Origin of the sequence: Solitalea canadensis DSM 3403 (assembly GCF_000242635.2) — a bacterium.
GTDB classification, from domain to species: Bacteria; Bacteroidota; Bacteroidia; order Sphingobacteriales; family Sphingobacteriaceae; genus Solitalea; species Solitalea canadensis.
In genome coordinates this window covers 1,414,498-1,435,542 of sequence record NC_017770.1, presented here as the reverse complement: position 1 = coordinate 1,435,542, position 21,045 = coordinate 1,414,498, and the positions used below count along the sequence as shown (strand labels likewise).

16 protein-coding genes are annotated in these 21,045 nt (G+C 38.5%); 7 read left to right on the top strand and 9 right to left on the bottom strand.

The genetic code is table 11. From position 1 onward, the window contains the following. Positions 1 to 40: 40 nt before the first annotated feature. The 3 genes from topA to SOLCA_RS23730 form a co-directional block, all read right to left on the bottom strand. Positions 41 to 2,425, bottom strand: a complete 2,385-nt coding sequence (topA, locus tag SOLCA_RS05850) for a type I DNA topoisomerase (protein WP_014679529.1) — start codon at positions 2,423 to 2,425, stop codon at positions 41 to 43. 363 nt (positions 2,426 to 2,788) lie between these two features. Next, entirely contained in the window at positions 2,789 to 3,325 is a 537-nt protein-coding gene (locus SOLCA_RS05845; protein ID WP_014679528.1) for a T9SS type A sorting domain-containing protein, read from the bottom strand. Between the two features lie 3 nt (positions 3,326 to 3,328). Continuing rightward, a complete protein-coding gene (locus SOLCA_RS23730) occupies positions 3,329 to 5,995 on the bottom strand; it encodes a collagen-like triple helix repeat-containing protein (RefSeq protein ID WP_014679527.1) in 2,667 nt (888 codons plus the stop codon). Between the two features lie 172 nt (positions 5,996 to 6,167). Here SOLCA_RS23730 and SOLCA_RS23920 point away from each other — a divergent pair, with 172 nt between their 5' ends. After that, entirely contained in the window at positions 6,168 to 6,644 is a 477-nt protein-coding gene (locus tag SOLCA_RS23920; RefSeq protein ID WP_081480026.1) for a carboxypeptidase-like regulatory domain-containing protein, read from the top strand. A gap of 26 nt (positions 6,645 to 6,670) precedes the next feature. Here SOLCA_RS23920 and SOLCA_RS05830 read toward each other — a convergent pair whose 3' ends face one another. From SOLCA_RS05830 to SOLCA_RS05820, 3 genes are all read right to left on the bottom strand, one after another. Continuing rightward, positions 6,671 to 7,960, bottom strand: a complete 1,290-nt coding sequence (locus tag SOLCA_RS05830; protein WP_014679525.1) for a replication-associated recombination protein A — start codon at positions 7,958 to 7,960, stop codon at positions 6,671 to 6,673. A gap of 58 nt (positions 7,961 to 8,018) precedes the next feature. Continuing rightward, entirely contained in the window at positions 8,019 to 8,582 is a 564-nt protein-coding gene (locus tag SOLCA_RS05825; protein WP_014679524.1) for a GNAT family N-acetyltransferase, read from the bottom strand. Positions 8,583 to 8,833: 251 nt separating this feature from the next. Then, complete coding sequence (locus tag SOLCA_RS05820) at positions 8,834 to 10,471, bottom strand: acyl-CoA carboxylase subunit beta (protein ID WP_014679523.1); 1,638 nt, start codon at positions 10,469 to 10,471, stop codon at positions 8,834 to 8,836. A 171-nt stretch (positions 10,472 to 10,642) separates the two neighbouring features. Between SOLCA_RS05820 and SOLCA_RS05815 the strand changes: the two genes are divergently transcribed. Beyond that, the gene (locus tag SOLCA_RS05815) at positions 10,643 to 12,799 is read left to right on the top strand and encodes a TonB-dependent receptor (protein WP_014679522.1); all 2,157 of its coding nucleotides are present in this window, start codon (positions 10,643 to 10,645) and stop codon (positions 12,797 to 12,799) included. Between the two features lie 42 nt (positions 12,800 to 12,841). Beyond that, on the top strand, positions 12,842 to 13,939 hold the full coding sequence (locus tag SOLCA_RS05810) for a PepSY-associated TM helix domain-containing protein (RefSeq protein ID WP_014679521.1): 1,098 nt from the start codon (positions 12,842 to 12,844) through the stop codon (positions 13,937 to 13,939). Here the strand turns inward: SOLCA_RS05810 and SOLCA_RS05805 are convergent. Further along, the gene (locus SOLCA_RS05805) at positions 13,936 to 14,538 is read right to left on the bottom strand and encodes an HD domain-containing protein (RefSeq protein ID WP_014679520.1); all 603 of its coding nucleotides are present in this window, start codon (positions 14,536 to 14,538) and stop codon (positions 13,936 to 13,938) included. The two genes, SOLCA_RS05810 and SOLCA_RS05805, sit on opposite strands and share 4 nt — an antisense overlap. A gap of 25 nt (positions 14,539 to 14,563) precedes the next feature. Then, entirely contained in the window at positions 14,564 to 16,588 is a 2,025-nt protein-coding gene (locus SOLCA_RS05800) for a thioredoxin domain-containing protein (protein WP_014679519.1), read from the bottom strand. Positions 16,589 to 17,242: 654 nt separating this feature from the next. Here SOLCA_RS05800 and SOLCA_RS05795 point away from each other — a divergent pair. The 4 genes from SOLCA_RS05795 (at position 17,243) to SOLCA_RS05780 (ending at position 20,316) form a co-directional block, all read left to right on the top strand. After that, the gene (locus SOLCA_RS05795; RefSeq protein WP_014679518.1) at positions 17,243 to 18,034 is read left to right on the top strand and encodes a LiaF transmembrane domain-containing protein; all 792 of its coding nucleotides are present in this window, start codon (positions 17,243 to 17,245) and stop codon (positions 18,032 to 18,034) included. A 59-nt stretch (positions 18,035 to 18,093) separates the two neighbouring features. After that, positions 18,094 to 18,450, top strand: coding sequence for a DUF4288 domain-containing protein (locus SOLCA_RS05790; protein WP_014679517.1), 357 nt, complete (start codon positions 18,094 to 18,096; stop codon positions 18,448 to 18,450). Between the two features lie 80 nt (positions 18,451 to 18,530). Continuing rightward, on the top strand, positions 18,531 to 19,589 hold the full coding sequence (locus tag SOLCA_RS05785; RefSeq protein WP_014679516.1) for a sensor histidine kinase: 1,059 nt from the start codon (positions 18,531 to 18,533) through the stop codon (positions 19,587 to 19,589). After that, positions 19,567 to 20,316 carry a LytR/AlgR family response regulator transcription factor gene (locus SOLCA_RS05780; protein WP_014679515.1) on the top strand — a complete coding sequence of 250 codons (750 nt, stop codon included), beginning with the start codon at positions 19,567 to 19,569 and terminating at the stop codon, positions 20,314 to 20,316. Before SOLCA_RS05785 ends, SOLCA_RS05780 begins: the two co-directional genes overlap by 23 nt. Before the next feature lie 139 nt (positions 20,317 to 20,455). Here the strand turns inward: SOLCA_RS05780 and SOLCA_RS05775 are convergent, their stop codons facing one another. Beyond that, entirely contained in the window at positions 20,456 to 21,004 is a 549-nt protein-coding gene (locus SOLCA_RS05775) for an HdeD family acid-resistance protein (RefSeq protein ID WP_014679514.1), read from the bottom strand. Positions 21,005 to 21,045 lie beyond the last annotated feature (41 nt).

Genomic DNA, 21,045 nt, shown 5'->3' with positions numbered 1-21,045 from the left:
GCAGATTTTTATGAACCATTTGCTATGAACTATGAACTAATTATTTTTTCGCTTTTGCTACGGTCTTTTTGGCTGGTGCTTTCTTAGCTGCCGCTGCTTTAGCAGGAACCTTCTTCTTTGTTCCGGCTTTTTCTGCTGAAGCATCTTTTTCAGCTAATTCTTTACACTCAGCATATGTTAATGATGCAGGATCTGTGCCTTTAGGGATTTTAACGTTCTGCTTTCCGAAAGCAATATACGGTCCCCACCGGCCATTTAACACTTTTACATTTTCATCCTCATCAAATGATTTGATCAATTTATTAGCGTCTTTTTCGCGTTTGGCTAAAATGAGCTCAATAGAACGAGCTTCATCAATAGTAAACGGATCGTCTTCTTTCGTTAACGAATAAAACGCATTATTATGACGAATATAAGGTCCGAAACGACCAATGGCTACTGTCATTTCTTTATCTTCGAAAATTCCAACTTTCTTAGGCAATTTGAATAGATCCAATGCTTCATCAAAAGAAATAGTCTCGATCATTTGACCAGCCTTCAAGCTTGCATAACGCGGCTTCTCTTCATCATCAGTTTCACCAATCTGAACAAAAGGCCCGTAGCGGCCCATGCGTACGGAAACACGTTTACCAGATTCAGGATCGATACCTAAATCACGATCTGCGCGGACACGGTCTGCAGTCTGAATCGTTTTTTCAACATCCTGATGAAAAGGTGTATAGAATGAGTGGATCATTTCCGTCCATTCTTTCATACCCTGAGCAATTTCGTCAAACTCTTTTTCTACAGAAGCTGTGAAATTATAATCGACAACATTTTCAAAATGCTGTACAAGGAAATCATTTACTAAAGCACCGATATCACTTGGAAACAACTTGGCTTTTTCATTTCCGTATGTTTCAGACTCAGTTTTCTTTTCAATCTTACCATCTTTTAAGATAAACAACTGATATTGACGCTGTTTTCCTTCACGATCCTCTTTAATAACATAACCGCGTTTTTGGATGGTAGAAATAGTTGGTGCATAGGTAGAAGGACGGCCAATGCCTAATTCTTCTAATTTCTTTACCAAACTTGCCTCTGTATATCTTGCTGCGGGACGAGAAAAACGTTCAGCAGCGGTCATTTCCTTAAGTTCAAGCGCCTGACCTTTTGTTAATGGAGGAAGAATTGAAGTATCTTCATCATTTACATCATCCTCATCATCATGAGACTCCATATAAACTTTCAGGAAGCCATCAAACTTTAACACTTCACCTTGCGCCTGAAACTCTTCTGTACGTGATGAAATGCCAATTTTAACATTTGTACGTTCAAAAGCTGCATCGCTCATTTGAGAGGCGATAGCACGTTTCCAAATTAATTCATATAAACGACGCTCTGCAGGTTCACCGTCGATTGTATGATCATTGAAATAAGTAGGACGAATCGCTTCGTGAGCCTCTTGAGCCCCTGATGATTTCGTTTTATATTTTCTTAAATGGTGATATTGATCGCCATAAGCTGTTCTGATTTCTTTTTCAGCTGAATTTAATGCGGTATCCGAAAGGTTTACCGAGTCGGTACGCATGTAAGTGATCTTTCCGGCCTCATACAAACGTTGAGCAACTTGCATCGTTCTGCTTACCGAAAAACCTAATTTGCGGGAGGCCTCCTGTTGCAATGTCGAAGTGGTAAAAGGAGGAGCCGGAGTTCTTTTTGCAGGTTTTACCTCCAAAGAGTTCACTTTGAAGTTGGCACCTAAGCAATCTGTCAGAAATTTTTCGCCTTCAGCAGCAGTTTTAAAACGTTGAGGTAATTCAGCTTTTAAATTAACCTTCTTACCGTCAGTGCTGAAAAGCGCTGTTATTTTAAATTGAGCTTCAGCATTAAAGTGATTTATTTCACGTTCGCGTTCAACGATTAAGCGTACAGCTACTGATTGAACACGTCCGGCAGATAAAGAAGGTTTTACTTTTTTCCAAAGGATTGGAGAAAGCTCAAAACCAACCAAACGATCCAACACACGTCGGGCTTGTTGTGCGTGAACCAGTCCGTAATCAATTGAGCGAGGATTTTCAATCGCTTTTAAAATCGCCGGTTTAGTAATCTCATGAAAAACAATACGTTTAGTTTTGGATTCATCCAACCCTAAGGTTTGCAACAAATGCCATGAAATTGCTTCTCCTTCGCGATCTTCATCGGATGCCAGCCATACCATCTCAGCATCTTTGGCTAATTTCTTTAACTCAGAAACAACCGCGCGTTTATCTTCCGGAACTTCATATTTCTGGGCAAAGTCGTTATTTACATCAATGGCATCATCACCTTTAGCTAAGTCGCGTATATGGCCAAAGCTGGACTTAACCATAAAATCCTTGCCCAAATACCCTTCGATGGTTTTGGCTTTTGCCGGTGACTCAACAATCAATAAATTTTTAGCCATAGAAACTCAAATTTTTCGCAAATAAACGCAAATTCTTAAAAATACATAAAACAATAAAAAAGGGAATTGTTTAACAATTCCCAAAAAGCATTACTTTTTCTACCTAAATAGTATGGTTTTGGATGGAAGTGTTTAACGTTCTTCGCCAATCCGCCATTATTATGCCAAAGCGGTTAAGCCTATCTTCTGCTCTTAACATACTATTAAATTTAAACATCATTCCTTTGATTATCAAAGGTTTCAAACAAACCTTTTTTTTAACTCTGGCTAAGACACTGAACAAATCATAACCATCACTTTGCTTTTATTCTACATTTAATTGGATAAAATACTATGCTACCATTATCTTGATCATTAATTATTTTATTCAATTAATAATTTACGTTCATATTTTTCATTATTGATATAAACTTGAACATAATACCCTCCTATTGCCAGGTGTTTTACATCAATTGGAATTTCAACTGCTCCCAATTCATAATTTTTTGAAAAAGAATTTAAAATTCGCCCTAAACCATCCATCACTACCACTTTAACTTTTGCAGGCTGCTTTAGTACAAATTTTACTTTAGTGAGATAAGAAGTAGGATTAGGATAAAGTATTAATTCAAATGTTTTTGATTTTGTTATTTCTGAAAAACGGTTAATTAATAAGTGGGGCTGCTCAAATCCTTGCGTTAGTAGTTGGTTGGGCTGAATTAGACTCTGAACTATCACTTCGCCGAAACAATGCTGAAAACTTACTCCTTGGGAAGTAACACAATAACCACCTCCACTGGCAACTACCTGTCTGTCCATTTTAACCAATGTATTAGCTGAGCCCGGGCTACTAACTTCGACCTGCGCCTTTACACCAAAAGCTATAAAAAGCAACATCCCTATATATACGTACTTTTTCATAGCCTAATAAACCTGATTACCTGCAAAATAACTATACCTACTACCCCAATAAAGATTTCTGGTTGTTTCTTCAGCCTGTAAGAATAAAGCTAAAGTAACCTTATCACCTTTTGCCAGTTTTAGATTAGTACTTATGTTTAAGGTAACAGTACCTGAATTCCTTGAAGGATTAAGTGCTTCCCTGTGCGAATTCCCGTTTATATTGAGTTTTAATGTAGACAATCCGGCAAATGAAGTTGCATCCACGGCAACGGCCACATCAAAGTGGTAAACACCCGCCACAGGAGCAGTAAATACACCAGAGGTGTCATAAACACCACCATCATCATAGCTTTCCTTATTAAATTTTAGCGAATACAATTTATTGGTAGGAATGGCGATTAACTTGGCAGTATCAGTTGGAGGAACTGCTTCGAAACCCACTTTAGGTCCGCCAACTCCACCACCCTGGGAAACCTGCCAGGTAGCATTACCAATTGAATCTGATGTTAATACATAGCCGGCAGTGGCGCCTTGTCCTTTAAGTTGAATCGAACCCTCTGTAACTAAAGCTTTCCCACCAATAGCAATGGCTTTAAAGGAAGCCGCAGTACCTGCTGCTGAAGCTTCACCATAAACACCAATACCTTTTCCGTTTGTAATACCCGTTAGCGCATTAGCTGTATTATTTTCATTTACAATTTGAAAATGACCAGCATTACCAACGCCACTATTAAAGCCGACAATAGCCTTTCCATTTGCAGAATGCGTGATCTCAAAAGCATTACCGGTTACATTGGTACTCGCTGAAAATGGAATTGAAAATCCTGATCCGCCTGATTCTGTAGCTGGAGCCCATGCCGTACCATTCCACTTTAATAGTTGACCATTTGTAGGGGCTGTAGTAGCTATTGGTCTGTTTTGTAAACCAACCACTGTTGGAGAGGGATAATTGCCACTTAAATCGCCACTTGCTGGAGCATCCTGAATACTTCCAGCAGGACCTTGAGGCCCTTGGGGTCCGGAAGGACCTGCCGGACCAGTTGCTCCTGGATCTCCCTTTGGACCAACTGGACCTGAAGGACCGGTTGCTCCGGTTAAACCGATAGGACCTGCATCTCCCTGAAGACCTGTTGCTCCAGTTGCTCCGGAATCTCCTTTTGGACCAGCAGGGCCTTGTGGACCCTGAGGGCCTGGAGGACCAACAGTACCATCAACAGTGCTCCATGTTGCATTTCCATTTGCATCCGACATAAGTACCTTTCCGGCTGCTTCGCCCAATCCGGTAAACCGTAAAGCTCCAACAGTAAATAGTGCATTGGAGCCTTGAAAATAACCGGCAAAGCCAGTACCGTTTGTCATACCGGTTAATGCATTTGAGCTGTTACCAGTTCCGGTAATTTGGAAGAATCCGGCAGAACCTGTACCGGAATTGAAGCCAACTATAGCTTTACCATTACCTTTATGGGTTAATTCAAAAGCATTTCCTGACCCGTTATAACCTTGAGAAAACGGAAGGGCAAAGGCAGAACCGTTGCTCTCGGTAGCTGGTGACCATGCACTTCCGTTCCATTTCAGCACTTGACCATTAGCTGGGGTTGTGCTGGCAACTGCAAATCCCTGAAGTTTTATTACTGAAGGTCCGGGATAAGTTCCACTTAAATCGCCAGATGCAGTAGTTCCCTCAATTGAACCGGCAGGACCAGCCGGTCCTTGCGGACCTATTGCTCCTGTTTCACCAGCTGGTCCCTGAGCTCCCGTATCACCCTTCTGACCGGCTGGGCCTTGTGGACCAGTTGCTCCTGCAGGGCCTTCCGGACCCGGAGGCCCTACAACAGTTGTACAATCTCCTGGAGGACCAGCAATACCTTGAGGTCCCTGTGCTCCGGTTGGACCTTGAGGCCCCGTATTACCTTTAGGGCCGACCTGCCCTTGAATACCTGTATCACCTTTATCGCCTTTAGGTCCTTGTGCACCTTCTGGGCCTTGAATTCCGGGAGGACCGGTTGGGCCTTCCGGACCGACAGGACCAGTTTCACCTTGTTTTCCCTGAGGACCAATAGGGCCTTGCGCACCTGTTTCTCCTATTGAGCCAACAGGTCCAACAGCTCCTGTTTCTCCTTTTTCACCGACAGGTCCCTGAGCACCAGTAGGACCTTGAGCACCAGTTATACAGCCAGGACCCGTATCTCCTTTTTCACCTTTGTCGCCTTTATCACCTTTCGGGCCCTGTTGGTAAACAGTTGACTCCTTATCCAATTCATTATGTAAAGAGGTCGAGTTTCCTCCCAATGAAAATAATGCATAAGGAACTGCGACTAATTCAATGGTACCTAAAGTGGTGAAATTAGTCCCATTGTTTAAATCAACCTCAACTTTAATGTATTGATTGGCATTACTCCATTTAATTTCGGAGAACCGGCCTGAAATAGCCGTCCCCCGCCCGACAACATGTGTGACCAATCCAAATTGATTAGTTGTAAGAGATTGAGATTCGGCATACTCAACAGTTCCGGAACCTGAACCGCTCTGGATGCTAAAACGCATCGTTACCGTTTGATTAGCTAATGGAGTTCCTGAAGCATTTCTGATAATGGTTTGGTAATTAAAACCAGTTAAACCACTTTGAGCTAGCAAGTTGACAGAATTTAGCAACAAAATTATCAGAGGCGCGTAAATCTTTAATTTCATTTCAGCTGCTAAATAAATTATCACCAAGAATTGAGCGAAAGATTCAAACTTTATAGAGGTTTATCTGCTTTTGGATGTTGGCTCGGTAATAAAAAAAGTGCACTATAATAGGATGTTGTAGAACGTCAACTTAAAGTTTAATTAACCAGACGCATAATAAATTTAACAATAAATTGCCACCAAAAGAAAAGATTTACGGTTAAAAATTAATTCTTCATCCATAAAACCAATTACATTTTACTCCGGATTAAAAGTTTTTTTTAGTTCGTTATTACTTTCACTGGGTTTAATAAATAATGCTAAAGGAGCAACTAGTTGGAGTGAAAAAATAAAAATCACTTCGTATAACACACAAGAAATTTCCATCAACATATCCGATAGTATTAAAGTAATAACCGGAAGAGTACTTTATAAACAGGACAATGAAAGTGTACAGGGGGCGGTAATTTCCATTAAAGGAACTGATGTAAAGACTTATTCGGATAAAGATGGAAACTTCAGGCTTGAAATTCCTACCCGCTTAATTAACAAAAAGAAAATTACGCTAACAGTAAATTTCTTAGGATTTCAGGAAACGATAAAAAAGCTTAAATCCAATGAATTAAACAATCCCCTATTTATTGAGCTAAAGCTTGATGCCACTGTATAAGGAGGTATTGCATTAAATACTGAATATTAGTAATCGTACTTACCTTTCCATCGCGCTTTTAACCATTGACGATATTGCTCTTCTTTCGAATTGGCTCCAGGCTCATAAATTTTTTCGCCACTTAATTCGTCAGGCAAGAATTCCTGGTTAACAAAATTCCCTTCATAATCATGGGAATACAGGTAGTCTTTACCATAATTAAGTTCCTTCATTAATTTGGTTGGAGCATTACGCAAATGCAGCGGTACCGGAAGGTCGCCTGTTTGTTTAACCAACTGAATGGCCTTGTTAATAGCCATGTAAGATGCATTACTTTTGGGAGAAGTAGCCAAATAAACAGCACATTGGCTTAATAGTATTCTGCTTTCAGGATAACCAATGGTTTGAACAGCCTGAAAGGTATTATTGGCGATCACTAATGCTGTGGGGTTAGCATTCCCGATATCTTCTGAAGCAGATATCAATAGGCGTCGAGCAATAAATTTCAGGTCCTCCCCCCCTTCAATCATACGGGCTAACCAATAAACAGCACCATTAGGATCACTCCCTCTGATCGATTTTATAAAAGCTGATATAATATCATAATGTTGCTCACCCGACTTATCATAAAAAGCACCATTCTTTTGTGCCATTGAAGCCACCAATTCATTGGTAATTTTTATTGATCTATCAGGGATTCCGGCTACCACAAGTTCAAGTGTATTTAAGAGTTTTCGGGCATCTCCTCCCGAAATTCTAATTAAAGCGTCCGTTTCGTTTAATTCAATTTCCCTTTGTTGCAGAAATTCATCTGTTGAGATGGCTTTTTTCAATAATTGGTCAAGATCGGCCTTAGTGAAGTGATTAAGTACATACACCTGACAACGAGATAATAAAGCCGGAATAACTTCGAAACTCGGATTTTCAGTTGTTGCTCCGATCAATGTAACCAGGCCTTTTTCAACTGCGCCAAGTAGTGAATCTTGCTGCGACTTGCTAAAACGATGTATTTCATCAATAAATAAAATTGGTCGCTGTGCAAATATCCCTCTTCCTGCAGATGCCTTATCAATAACTTCGCGCACATCTTTTACTCCCGAGTTAATTGCACTTAACTGATAAAATGGGCGTTTGGCTGTATTGGCAATAATTAAAGCTAGGGTTGTTTTACCTGTTCCGGGAGGGCCCCAAAAGATCATTGATGGAAATGAATCCATTTCTATCATTTTACGCAACACACCTCCATTTCCTACCAAATGTGACTGGCTGATATAATCATCTAAAGTTTTAGGTCGAAGGCGCTCCGCTAAAGGCTGTATAGAATTGGTATCCATCATAACAACTTTAATTTATTTAGCAATAATACTAAAATGCTAATAAATTTAGGAAACAAATCTAAACATCTAATCTCACAATAGCACGACTTTTTCCATTTTGTTTAACAATTTGGAAGCCGTTTGCTAAGAAACTACTCAAGAGTCCCACCCAAAGAAAAGCATCAGGCATTTTTTCTGCATAGGGCAAGGCTGGATAAGCTTCTAAAGTTTTTATATTTTTCGCTCTGGCAAAATCGATAGCACCTTTGATCAACGCTTTGGATATTCCTTCTCTACGATATTCTTTTCTAACAAAGAAACAAGATATGGACCAAACAGGTTTGTCATCTACCCGAATAAGCGATCTTGATTTTTCAATTTTGATATAATCTTCACGTGGAGCTAGTGCAAGCCATCCAATAGGTTCTTCATCATAAAAAGCAAGCAAACCAGTTGGCTTCTGTTCTTTTACTAAATCATGCATCAAAGCTTTGTTACCATCGTATTTATACTCATTAAACTCTTTGGTAGGTAATCGAAAAGCCATACACCAACATCCACCGCATCCACCCTTTTCTCCCATAAGCTTTTCAAACTGAAACCAGTTTTTGATCGTTAGTTCTTGAAATTCCAGGTCGTTCATTTGGTTTTTAATTGCGGGTTACGGGTTTCGAGTTATGGGTTGCGAGTTTTGAGTTACGGGTTTCGAGTTATGGGTTGCGGATTATATGTTATTAATTAATTTTCGATTTGTATGAATAATTTTGAATTTAAAAACTACATGCACAAATAATTTGAAACTTGAAATATATTACAATTTGCTATAAGCAACTCGAAATATGTAACTCATAACACGTAACTCGAAACCCGCAACCCATAACTCCCGTAATTTTATCACACCTGCAACACCCCAACATTAAATTGCTTCTCAATCGGAGCATGGTTAGCGGCTTCAATTCCTGTGGAGATCCATTTGCGAGTCGATAACGGATCAATGATCTCATCTACCCATAAACGAGCTGCTGCATAATATGGAGTAGTTTGACTGTTATAGCGATCTGTAATTTCCTTTAATAATTGCTGTTCTTTCTCGTCTGTTATTTCTTCGCCCCTTGCCTTCATTGAAGATTCCTGAATTTGCAATAATGTTTTTGCAGCCTGCGAACCGCCCATAACGGCAATTTTTGCACTAGGCCAGGCCGCAATAAAACGAGGATCATAAGCTTTGCCACACATCGCATAATTACCAGCTCCGTATGAATTACCAATAACGACCGTGAATTTAGGGACCACTGAATTTGCCACTGCATTAACCATTTTGGCCCCATCTTTAATAATACCACCTTGTTCCGAACGTGAACCAACCATAAAACCCGTTACATCTTGCAAAAACACCAAGGGGATTTTCTTTTGATTACAGTTCATGATAAAACGAGTAGACTTATCCGCTGAATCAGAGTAAATTACTCCACCGAACTGCATCTCTCCTTTTTTAGATTTAACCACTTTGCGTTGATTGGCAATTATTCCTACAGCCCAGCCATCAATACGTGCATAACCGCATAAAATTGATTTCCCATACAACTCCTTATATTCATCAAATTCAGAGTTATCTACCAAACGATGAATAATATCCAACATATCAAATGGTTTATCACGACTGTCGGGAAGTATACCATAGATTTCATTTTCATCCTTAGATGGTACTTTAGCCTCAATGCGACTAAATCCTGCTTTCGGATTATCACCCATTTTATCCACTATAGAACGGATTTTATCCAAACAGTCATTGTCATCCTCGCATTTGTAATCCGTAACTCCTGATATTTCAGAATGCGTAGTTGCTCCACCTAATGTTTCATTATCAATATCTTCACCAATGGCAGATTTAACCAGGTAGGAACCGGCTAAGAAAACAGATCCTGTACCATTAACAATTAACGCTTCATCACTCATAATCGGCAAATAAGCCCCCCCTGCTACACAAGAACCCATAATTGCTGCAATTTGAACAATGCCTATCGACGACATAATTGCATTATTTCTAAATATGCGTCCGAAATGTTCTTTATCAGGGAAAATTTCATCCTGCATTGGCAAATAAACGCCTGCGCTGTCTACCAGGTAAATAATAGGCAAACGGTTTTCCATGGCTATTTCCTGAGCACGTAAATTCTTTTTTGCGGTCATTGGAAACCATGCACCAGCTTTTACTGTAGCATCATTGGCAACAATTACACACAACTTCCCTGACACATAACCCAAGCCTGTAATTACTCCAGCCGCAGGACATCCTCCTTCAGCCTGATACATATCGTAAGCTGCAAAAGAACCAAATTCAGTAAACTCAGTAGTTGGGTCAATTAAATATGCAATTCGCTCGCGTGCAAGCAATTTGCCCTTTTCTTTTTGTTTAGCTGCTGACTTTTGACCGCCACCCTCCTTTATTTTTTTCCATCGGGTATTTAGTTCATAAAGCAGCTGTTTATTAATGTCTTCGTTTCTGCTTGTTTCTATTTGATTCTCATACATAAGGCAAATTGATTAATTGATGACGAAAAATACTCATTCCTGTACAATTATCCATTGTTATGTCAGCCAATTTATTTGTAACAGAAATGTTGAAAACTTATTATTTAAAATAATTCTAAACAAAATAGATATTTATACTTTTGCAGCACTTTAAAATCAGTCCAAATAAAAATGACTAAATATATACTTTCCGCTTTAGCTATTTGTGTAACACTTTCCGGAGCCGTACAAGCTCAAAATAAACCCTCTAAAGCAAAATCAACTTCTAAAGCAGACAGCTCAAAAGTTGATAAGGAAATGGAGCGTCAATTAGATGAAATTGTTGTATCAGCAGGAAGAACCAAGGAAACTAAAAGCGAAACTCCAGTTACTATTACTGTTCTTAATGCAAAAGAAATTGCTACTCAAGCCACCATCAATTCTAATATAACGAATGTAATGGGCTGGACCGTTCCAGGTTTAGCTTTGGCAACTAATACTTCCTATAGTACAGGACAAACTTTGCGTGGGCGTAATGCTCTTGTGTTAATCGACGGTATCCCTCAATCAACTCCTTTACGTGCAGCATCAAGAGAAATGCGCTCTATTGATCCATCTGCAATCGAAAAAATCGAAGTAGTAAAAGGAGCAACTTCAATATATGGTAACGGTGCAGATGGTGGTTTAATCAATTATATCACCAGAAAACCATCAGAACAAAAATTTGGCGGCAGAACTACCATTGGTGGTAGCGGACAACTTAAAAATGCAAAAGATACTTACGGTTATCGTTTAAACCAGCTTTTGTTTGGCAACGGTAAAAACATTGATTATACAACCAACTTTAGTTTTGAAAGAACCGGTGTACTAAAAGATGCTGAAGGAAATGTTATAAGTCCCGACTTTGGTTTGGGTGAAACTAATACATTCAATGGTTTTGCTAAAGTTGGCTACAATCTTTCTGACGAAAGCCGTCTTGAACTGATGTATAACTTTTTCAGGAGTGAGCAAAAGTCTGATTATATTGTACAACTAGGTAAATATGGAGAAAGACCAACGATTGGTGTTCCGGGTATGCGTAAAACAGATGGGGAAGGAACTCCATTTAACCATAATGCTGCTTTACAATTTACCAAGAAAAACATTTTTGGCAATACGGACTTCAACTATTCGATGTACATGCAGAAGTTTGAAACTACTTTTGGCTACTCAGAAAGCTTCTACAACGGGGGACAGTCAAAGGTAAACTCTGATAAAAAGGGACTTCGTTTAAACTTTGTAACTCCATATGCCTTCTCTCCTAATTTCAGAGGTGATATTATCTACGGTGGCGATGTGTTGAATGATGTTACCTCACAACGTTTATTAGACGGACGTGTTTGGGTTCCGAACATGAATGCTTTTTCATTAGCTCCCTACTTACAGGTAAAAACTTACTTTTTCGAGTATCTTGTTTTTAAGGCAGGAGTTCGTTATGAAAACCTTAGTGTAAAAATTCAGGATTATAATACATTGGCGACAGGACCTAATAATGCAGTTAGTATTGCAGTTAGAGGGGGCAAACTGGTATACAATCCACTTACCTTCAATTTCGGTCTACGATTGGCAAAATATCAGTTTTTTACGCCATATGTTAGTTTTTCACAAGGATTTTCTATTTACGACTTAGGTCGTACGTTGCGAGCTGCAAAAGAAAATACAGTGGAACAATTAAATACCAAACCTGTTATTGCTAACAATTATGAAGCAGGATTTAACAGCCGTGTTGGTATTTTTAATTTTGAGGCTGTTGGATATATCAGTACTTCTAAATTAGGAGCCAATTTAGTACAGGAAAACGGATGGTTTGTTCCTCAACGTGCAGCAGAACGCGTTTATGGTTTTGAGTTGGTGGCTGATGCTTACATTTCTTCAAAAGTAAAAGCCGGAGCTTCCTACTCTTATACTGAAGGTAAGATCGATACTAATAATGATAAAGAATTTGACGATAGAGATAATTATTTATCAGGATTACGTATTCCTCCTTCAAAATTAACTGCTTACATCAATTATAAACCAATTAATGCTTTAGATCTAAGTCTATATTGGGTTCGTTCAGGAAATCGTGATCGTTTTGAAAAAACTAAGACCGGCGCTTATAACTTAGGAGAAGGTCCGGTTAATGCTTATAACATCTTCAACTTAAACGGTTCTTACAGTGTTAACAAAGACCTCAGACTGTCATTAGGTATCGAAAACCTGTTAAACAAGGCTTACTATACTCCGTATGCACAATTCTACGGTCGTGATGATTATTATACTCAATCAAATGGAACACGTTATAACCTTTCTTTAAGCTATTCATTTTAACTGAATAGCAGGGTTGATTAGCTACGAAAATCATTTATAAGAATGTCGAAAAGAGCGGTAACTAAAAATATTTTTAAGATACATCAACTGGCAGGCCTGATTTCAGGCCTTGTCTTGTTGATCATTGGACTTAGCGGTTCTGTTTTGGTTTTCAGAGAGGAGATTGACCGTGCCCAGTTACAGCCTCCCATAGTGCACTATAATCCTGCACAATTAAATATCGACACCTCTTTCAAAAAACTTAGAAAAGAATACCAGGGAGCTGAAATCAGGCTAACGAATGTAACACCGAAAGAAAACGAAAGTCTTTGTTTTAGTATTCGTACACCCAAAGAGCGACTGGGCATCTATACCCATCCTGTTACCGGAGAAATACTGAAAAGAATCAATAGCAACAACACGATAATTGTTTGGATGTTGAATCTTCATTACAATCTTCATGCTGGACAAACGGGTAAGGTTGTTGTACTTATTACCGGTATTTTATTCATCTTATCAATCATTACAGGGTTTGTTATTTACCGTAAATCCATTTTAAAAGTCTTACAATTCAAGTCCAGAATCAATCGAAAGAACAAGCAAACGCTTTCATCATCGTTGCATCGTACAATCGGTGTCTGGAGTTTATTGTTAAACTTAATTCTGGCGGTTACAGGTGTACTTATTAGTTATTCGATAGCTTTTCCTTCAGCAAAAAAGAAAACTAAAAAAGAGATTGCATCAAAGGAAATAACGATAAACATTACTGTAGATGAGGTATTAGCCAGTATAAAAGATCAATATCCTAATTATCAGCCTAATTTTATCCGAGTGCCATCCGGTAGTAAAACCATGCAAATTGGGGGAAGTTTACCAGGCGATTTCTTTCTATATTCTCATTATGCCAATAAGATACAGGTTGAATTAGCATCGGGAAAAATGGATAAACTTAATTCGATTGCAACCAAACCATTCGGCGATAAGTTCAATGAAATAATTAAACCATTACATTTTGGTGAGTATGGCGGTTTGCCAATAAAGATTTTATATTGCTTTGCAGGGTTAAGTATTCCACTACTTTCTATTACTGGCTTTTTGTTGTGGACTATCAGAATGAAAAAGGCTCCTAAAAAGAGCCCTAACTACAGTGTATCCGCTTAATTAACGTTTCCCTGATGTTTAATAATAAATTGGATCAGATCATCTAGTTGCAGGAATGCTCTTTCACAAGCATCCTGAATATCATCTCTTGAAACATTTGCAGCAAAACTCTTTTCCTTCAATCGCTTTTTTACTCCTTTCAGCTCCATGCCTGCGTATCTTTCGGGCCGCATTAATGAGTAAGCGTGGACCAAACCCGAAAGTTCATCCAATGCATAAAGCATTTTATCCATTCTGCTTACCGGTTCCACACCAAAGTACAACGGCCCATGCGAAGCAATTGCATGAATAATTTCAGGATCAACCGCTCTTTTTTCAAGCTCTTCGATAATTAAACGACAATGTTGGTCGGGCCACTGATCCCAATCGGCATCATGTAGCAAGCCAGCCATCTCCCACTTCCACGCTTCATCTTCAGATAACCCTTCCTGCTCCAATGCCCACTGCCTCATGAGGTAACCCACTTGATTCATATGGAGTAATAAACGATCATTTTTTACCCAACTGTTTAGTAATTCATTGACTTCTGCTCTGCTCAAAACATTATTTACATTAATGTTATCGCCAAATGTTTGTCTTCCTAAATCGAGTGTTAGCATAAATTGTAAACCAGTTTAAATTGAATTAAACGAGTGGAAAATCCTCTTTCATTTGTCCGACTGCTTCGATTACTTCCGTAACCGGTAACTGGCAGGTACGGTTTACACACACATAGATCTTCGTTTCAGTGGACATTTTACCTTCGAGTAATGGTAGTGTTCCATTCGCTCCTCCAAGAACGAGTTTATTAGGAATATAGTACTGATCGAGTTCTTTTGTTTTAATTTGCCAGTCACTTCCGGTAATGGCGACCTCATAAAAAGGAAATACACGCTCCAACATTAACAATGCCCAGTTCGAATAAGATGATGCATATTTCTTAATATGCTCGCTAATATTCGTTAGCATTTGCGCAGTTAATTCAAGATAGTTCTCCTGCTGATAATAGGTACCAATTTTTAACAATACTCTGGCAAGCACTGAATTAGATGAAGGAATAACCGAATCCATGAGCTCAAACTTTCGGGTTATTAATTGCTCATCGGTATTTGAGGTATAATAAAACATTCCTGATTGTTGATCATAAAAATGTTCGATACAGTAATCAACTATAGCTTTTGCCTCAGCAAGCCATTGCTCATCGAAAGTAGCCTGGTATAATTCTATAAAAGCTTCTGCCACTAATACATAATCATCCAAAAAAGCATTGATCGTAGCATTACCATTTTTATAATTACGTTTCCACGAGCCATCGGCTTGTTTCAGGTTTTCAAGTAAAAACGAGGCGTTGGTTAAAGCTGTTTGAAGATATTCATCTACTCTAAAAACCCTGTAAGCATCAATATAGCCTTTTAGCATAATTCCATTCCACGAGGTCAGGATTTTATCGTCAAGTCCGGGGCGAACCCTGTGTTCACGAACTTTCATCAACTTTGCCTTACAGCGATCGATTATCACTGTTAACTCATCCTCTGATAAACCATGCGCATTCGCAATTACCTTATCATCTTCCTTTCGGTGAAGAATATTAGTTTCTTCCCAATTACCTTCTTCCGTTACGTTATAGTAAGTACTAAAAATCTCTTCATCATCACTCAAAATGCCTTTCAACTCGTCTCTTGTCCAGCAATAAAATTTGCCCTCAACACCTTCACTATCCGCATCCAAAGCTGAATAAAAGCCCCCTTCAGGTGAAGTAAGCTCACGCCTGATAAACTCAAGCGTCTCCGCTACCACATTCTTATACAGAAGAGAACCACTGTATTGATAGGCCTCAGCATATAAACTTACCAACTGACCATTATCATACAACATCTTTTCAAAATGTGGCACCAGCCATACAGAATCAACTGAATACCTTGCAAAACCACCACCTAGCTGATCATAAATACCACCATAGGCCATTTTATCAAGCGTTAAACGCGTAATTACATTTGAAGCCTGATCTTTTGCCAATCGTGCATATCTTAACAAAAACTGAAAATTATTTGGCAATGGAAACTTTGGTGCACGATTATATCCACCGTCAGAATAATCAAAATAACGGGTCCATGGGTCTACGATCTCTTTTAGGGTATTAACTGAATACTCTTTCTGTTCAGCAACAAAACCAACCACATCCGACTGTTTGATTCCTTTGTGCAAGCGATCGGCATACTCCTCGGCTTCTTTGGGTTTGTTAACAAAAAACGCTTGCAGATCATTAAGCAATCGCATCCAATCTTGCTTCCTGAAATAGGTACCTCCATAAAAAGGGCGTTGATCAGGCAAACAAAAACAGTTTAATGGCCACCCTCCCCCGCCGGTCATTAACTGAACGGCATTCATGTAAACCTGGTCTATATCGGGTCGCTCTTCTCTGTCAACTTTTATACAAACAAAGTGTTCATTCATGATTGACGCCACCTGCTCATCTTCAAATGATTCATGCTCCATCACATGACACCAATGGCATGCCGAATAGCCTACGCTTACCAATATAAGTTTGTTTTCATCTTTAGCTTTTTGCAGGGCTTCCGCTCCCCATGGATACCAGTTTACCGGATTATGCGCATGTTGAAGTAAATAAGGCGAGGTCTCATGAATAAGACTATTGGTGTGTGTTTGCATAATACGAATATAAGCTTTTTACCTCATCCCCGGCCCTTCTCCTTAAGGAGAAGGGAGCGCTCGGAATATGTGTTCGATAAATTTCATAGTCGAAATTCCTTGGTTAAGAAATCTTCTCAAACGTCTGAAAACAGCAAGCTTGCACTATCTCAAAAGTCCCTCTCCTTAAGGAGAGGGATTTAGGGTGAGGTATATTTCCATAAATTTAATAGTCGAAATTTCGTAGTTAAGAAATCATCTCAAACTTCTGAAACAGCAAGCTTGCACTGTCTCAAAAGTCCCTCTCCTTAAGGAGAGGGATTTAGGGTGAGGTATATTTCGATAAAATTTCGTAGTCGAAATTCAGTAGTTAAGAAATCTTCTCAAACGTCTGAAACAGTAAGCTCACCTCATCCCCGGCCCTTCTCCTTAAGGAGAAGGGAGCGCTCGGAATATGTGTTCGATAAGATTTCATAGTCGAAATTCCGCAGTTAAGAAATCTTCTAAAGCGTCTGAAAACAGCAAGCTTGCACTGTCTCAAAAGTCCCTCTCCTTTAGGAGAGGGATTTAGGGTGAGGTATATTTCACCGATCAAATCCTACTATTCACCGAGACTTATATAACTATCATCGGGAATGCATTTGGACAATTAAACATCTCTGCTACTTTTGGATCATGGAAAATCAAGATTATAAACAAGAATATAAAGAATATAAAAATATGGAACCGAACTTTGAAGATAGATTTCAAGAACGCAGAAGAAGACATATGCAAAAATACGGTCGTCCTAATAATGTTTTAGGCGGACTTGTTTTGGTTGCAATTGGTGTGATTTATTTACTTAATCAGATTGACTCAGCTTTAATCCCCGACTATATTTTCAAATGGTATACGTTATTAATTGCTGTCGGACTCTTTGTTGGCGCTAAACATAATTTCAGAGGCGGAGGCTGGATCATCCCTATCCTTATCGGTACTTACTTCCTGATGATCAATAATAGCATTTTACCAGCCGAATTTCAGCGTTATGCTGTTCCTACCGGAATTATTCTTTTGGGTGTATTTGTGATGATTCGATCAAAAAGGAACAAGGAGTTCTATGATTGTGTTACAGAAAGTGTTTCTGACGAAGATGTAATAGATATTACCAATGTTTTCGGTGGATCTAAACGTACTGTTCTATCCAAAAACTTTAAAGGAGGAAAAATCAGCTCTGTTTTTGGAGGAGTTGATCTTAACCTTACCCAGGCAGATTTTGAAGGTACCATTTATATGGATATCGAGAATGTATTTGGTGGAACCAAATTACTTGTACCTGCCAATTGGGAAGTTAAAGTGGAAACTGTAAGCGTATTCGGTGGAGTTAACGACAAACGTCCGATTATGCCAGCCAGTGACGCTCCTTCTAAAATACTGATTATTAAAGGCACATGTGTATTTGGTGGTATCGATATTAAAAGTTATTAACTGATACTACTACGGCTTTATTAAACGCTTTTTCACTGACAATTTAACTGATAACTACTATGGAATGGTTTATTGCAAAACTTGTTTACCAGATCCAATCAGGAGAAGGTAATCATCAGCCTCAATTTGACGAACAATTGAGATTGATACAAGCGGCAGATTTTTCAGCTGCGCTCTCTAAAGCTAAGGAAGTGGGTTTAGATCAACAAACTACTTTCTTGAATGTAAAAAAAGAACTTGTTAACTGGCGATTTATTGATGTAGTTGCCCTCGATAAAATTCAATCTGTAAGTGATAAATCTGAAGTATATTCTCAAATTGTTGAAACCGACAGTGCCACAGAATATCTGGATGATTTAAGAATCAGAGCAAGAAAAGTAAGACGACAACTTATTCAATTAGAGCATTATATTTAATCAAGCAACTGGTTAATAGATCATAGTTCATAGGTAATAAAGATTTCTATGAACTATGATCCATCAACCATTAACCACTTATGGCCACTTATCCTTTAAAAAACAGATCATTCTTAATGGTCTTCGTTTCTTCGTGGATTGTTTGGGCTGTGCTCCATACGATTATACTTAATTTCACATTTGGGTTTAACTGGTGGATCTCGGCGACAGACAGTATTATTTTTAACCTTTTTTTAGCTGGTGCTTGTGCACTGATCAGCTATATTTTCGTTTTCTACAGACCTGAAGGTAAAGTGTTGTTTACCTTGGGAGAAACAATATCGATTACCGGATTATGGCTTTTTCTGAGTAATGTGAGTTTAACACAAACATTATACGATCAACCTGAATACTTAAAATTCCTTTCTAACTCATTAGGCCTACGATTTTGTATCGGATTTCTTATTGTGGGTTGGGTGGCAATTTTAAGCTTGTTATGGTATAAAAAAGAAGAACAGGAAGAACATATGCGCGTACATGAATCAACGGAGAAACTGGCGCGGGAAGCTGAATTGTTTAAATTAAGACAACAACTACAGCCTCACTTCTTGTTTAACAGTTTAAATTCTATCAGTGCTTTGGTGGTTGTTAAACCTGAAGAAGCCAGAACCATGATCCAACAGCTTTCAGATTTTTTAAGAGGAACGCTAAAAAAGGAAGAAAATCAATGGATCACAGCAGAAGAGGAGATCCAATACCTTAAATTGTACCTTGAGATAGAGAAAGTGAGATTTAGTCATCGTCTTAAAACAATTATTGAAATAACAGATGATGCTAAACTTATGAAGTTACCTCCAATGTTATTGCAACCGATTGTAGAGAATGCTATAAAGTTTGGACTTTACGATACAACTGAGGAAGTAGAGATTAGTATAAAAGTTGGTAAAAACGTCAATAACGAACTCGAAATAAATGTAAAAAACCCATTTGACGCACAGACAAATATTCCGCAAGGAACGGGTTTTGGTTTAAGTTCGATAATCAGACGTTTGTATTTGCTTTTTGGCAGAAACGACCTTTTAGAAACCCGTGCTGAGAACAACATTTTCAGTACAACCTTAAAAATTCCACAAACCAATGATCAAAGCGATATTAATTGACGATGAACCTTTAGCAAGGTCCATTGTAAAAGAATACTTAAAAGATTATACCGATATTGAAATCATTCAAGAGTGTAATGATGGCTTTGAAGGTGTAAAGGCAATCGGCATGCATAAACCTGATCTTATATTTTTGGATATTCAAATGCCTAAAATCAACGGTTTTGAAATGCTGGAATTATTAGATTGTCCGCCTTCCATCATATTTACCACCGCATTTGACGAATATGCGATCAAAGCTTTTGAAGCAAATGCAATAGATTACTTATTGAAGCCCTTTTCAAAAGATCGTTTTGATAAAGCAATAACCAAATGGCTTCAATCGCGCACTAATAATACCACAGAGCAGGTGGCATCAACACAAAACGTTATCGAAAGCATGGCCGCTAGTCCTTCGCAAAATAACCGTGTGGTAGTAAAAGCGGAAGGAAAAATAAAGATCATCCCAACAAATGAGATTCAGTACTTAGAAGCTTCGGATGATTACGTAAAGATTCAAACTTCTGAAGGTGCATTTTTGAAGAATAAAACAATGAGTTTCTTCGAACAAACGTTAGATACACAGCATTTTGTTCGTATCCATCGTTCATACATCATCAACTTAAATCAAATTGTAAGAATTGATTTATACGATAAAGACTCTCACTTAGCTGTGCTAAAATCGGGAATTCAAATTCCGGTAAGTAAAAGCGGCTATCTTAAACTGAAAGAGGCTTTGAATATGTAGTTTTAGCGGTTAGCTATTAGCTTTTAGTTATTAGCACTTATCCTAACTAAAGGCTAATGGTTAATTAGTTTAGCTGTTAGCTATAAGCAGTTAGTCATTAGCTCCTACTAGCTAAAAGCTAACTGCTAATGGCTAATAGCTAATACCTCAAACGTCTGCCAAACGATCGGACTCTAAAAGCGGTGACAATCCAAATAAAACCGATGACGATAGAAAAGGAGGCGATAAGCCAAATCAGGCTTACGGATCCAGCCAAAGGATTTGCCATTAGAAAGAATCCCAAAAGAATCGACAATACTCCACTAAAAGCAATCCATCCCTCTCCTTTTATTTCACTACGAACATGTATAGCAAATGCGATTTTGGTTATTCCGCCTAGAATTGCCCAAAATCCTACAATAAAGATAATTGCAATTCCAGCTTCTATTGGCGATCTTAGTGCAATTAGGCCAACCCCCAAACTCAATAAACCATCCAATACTAATATCCATTTATCTTCACGATGCCCCCAGCTTGAAATCACCGTAAACAAGCCCAACAGACCGTCAGCAATCAAATAAAATCCAAGAAAATATAAAAGGGTGATCAATGTAATACCAGGCCATATAAAAGCAATTATTCCATAAACTAAAGCTATAAATCCTCTTAACAGAATGACCCACCAATTGCGAACGAGAGAGTGTAACATGAGAGTGTTTTTAGATTAGTTAATAGTTAGATATTAGAATT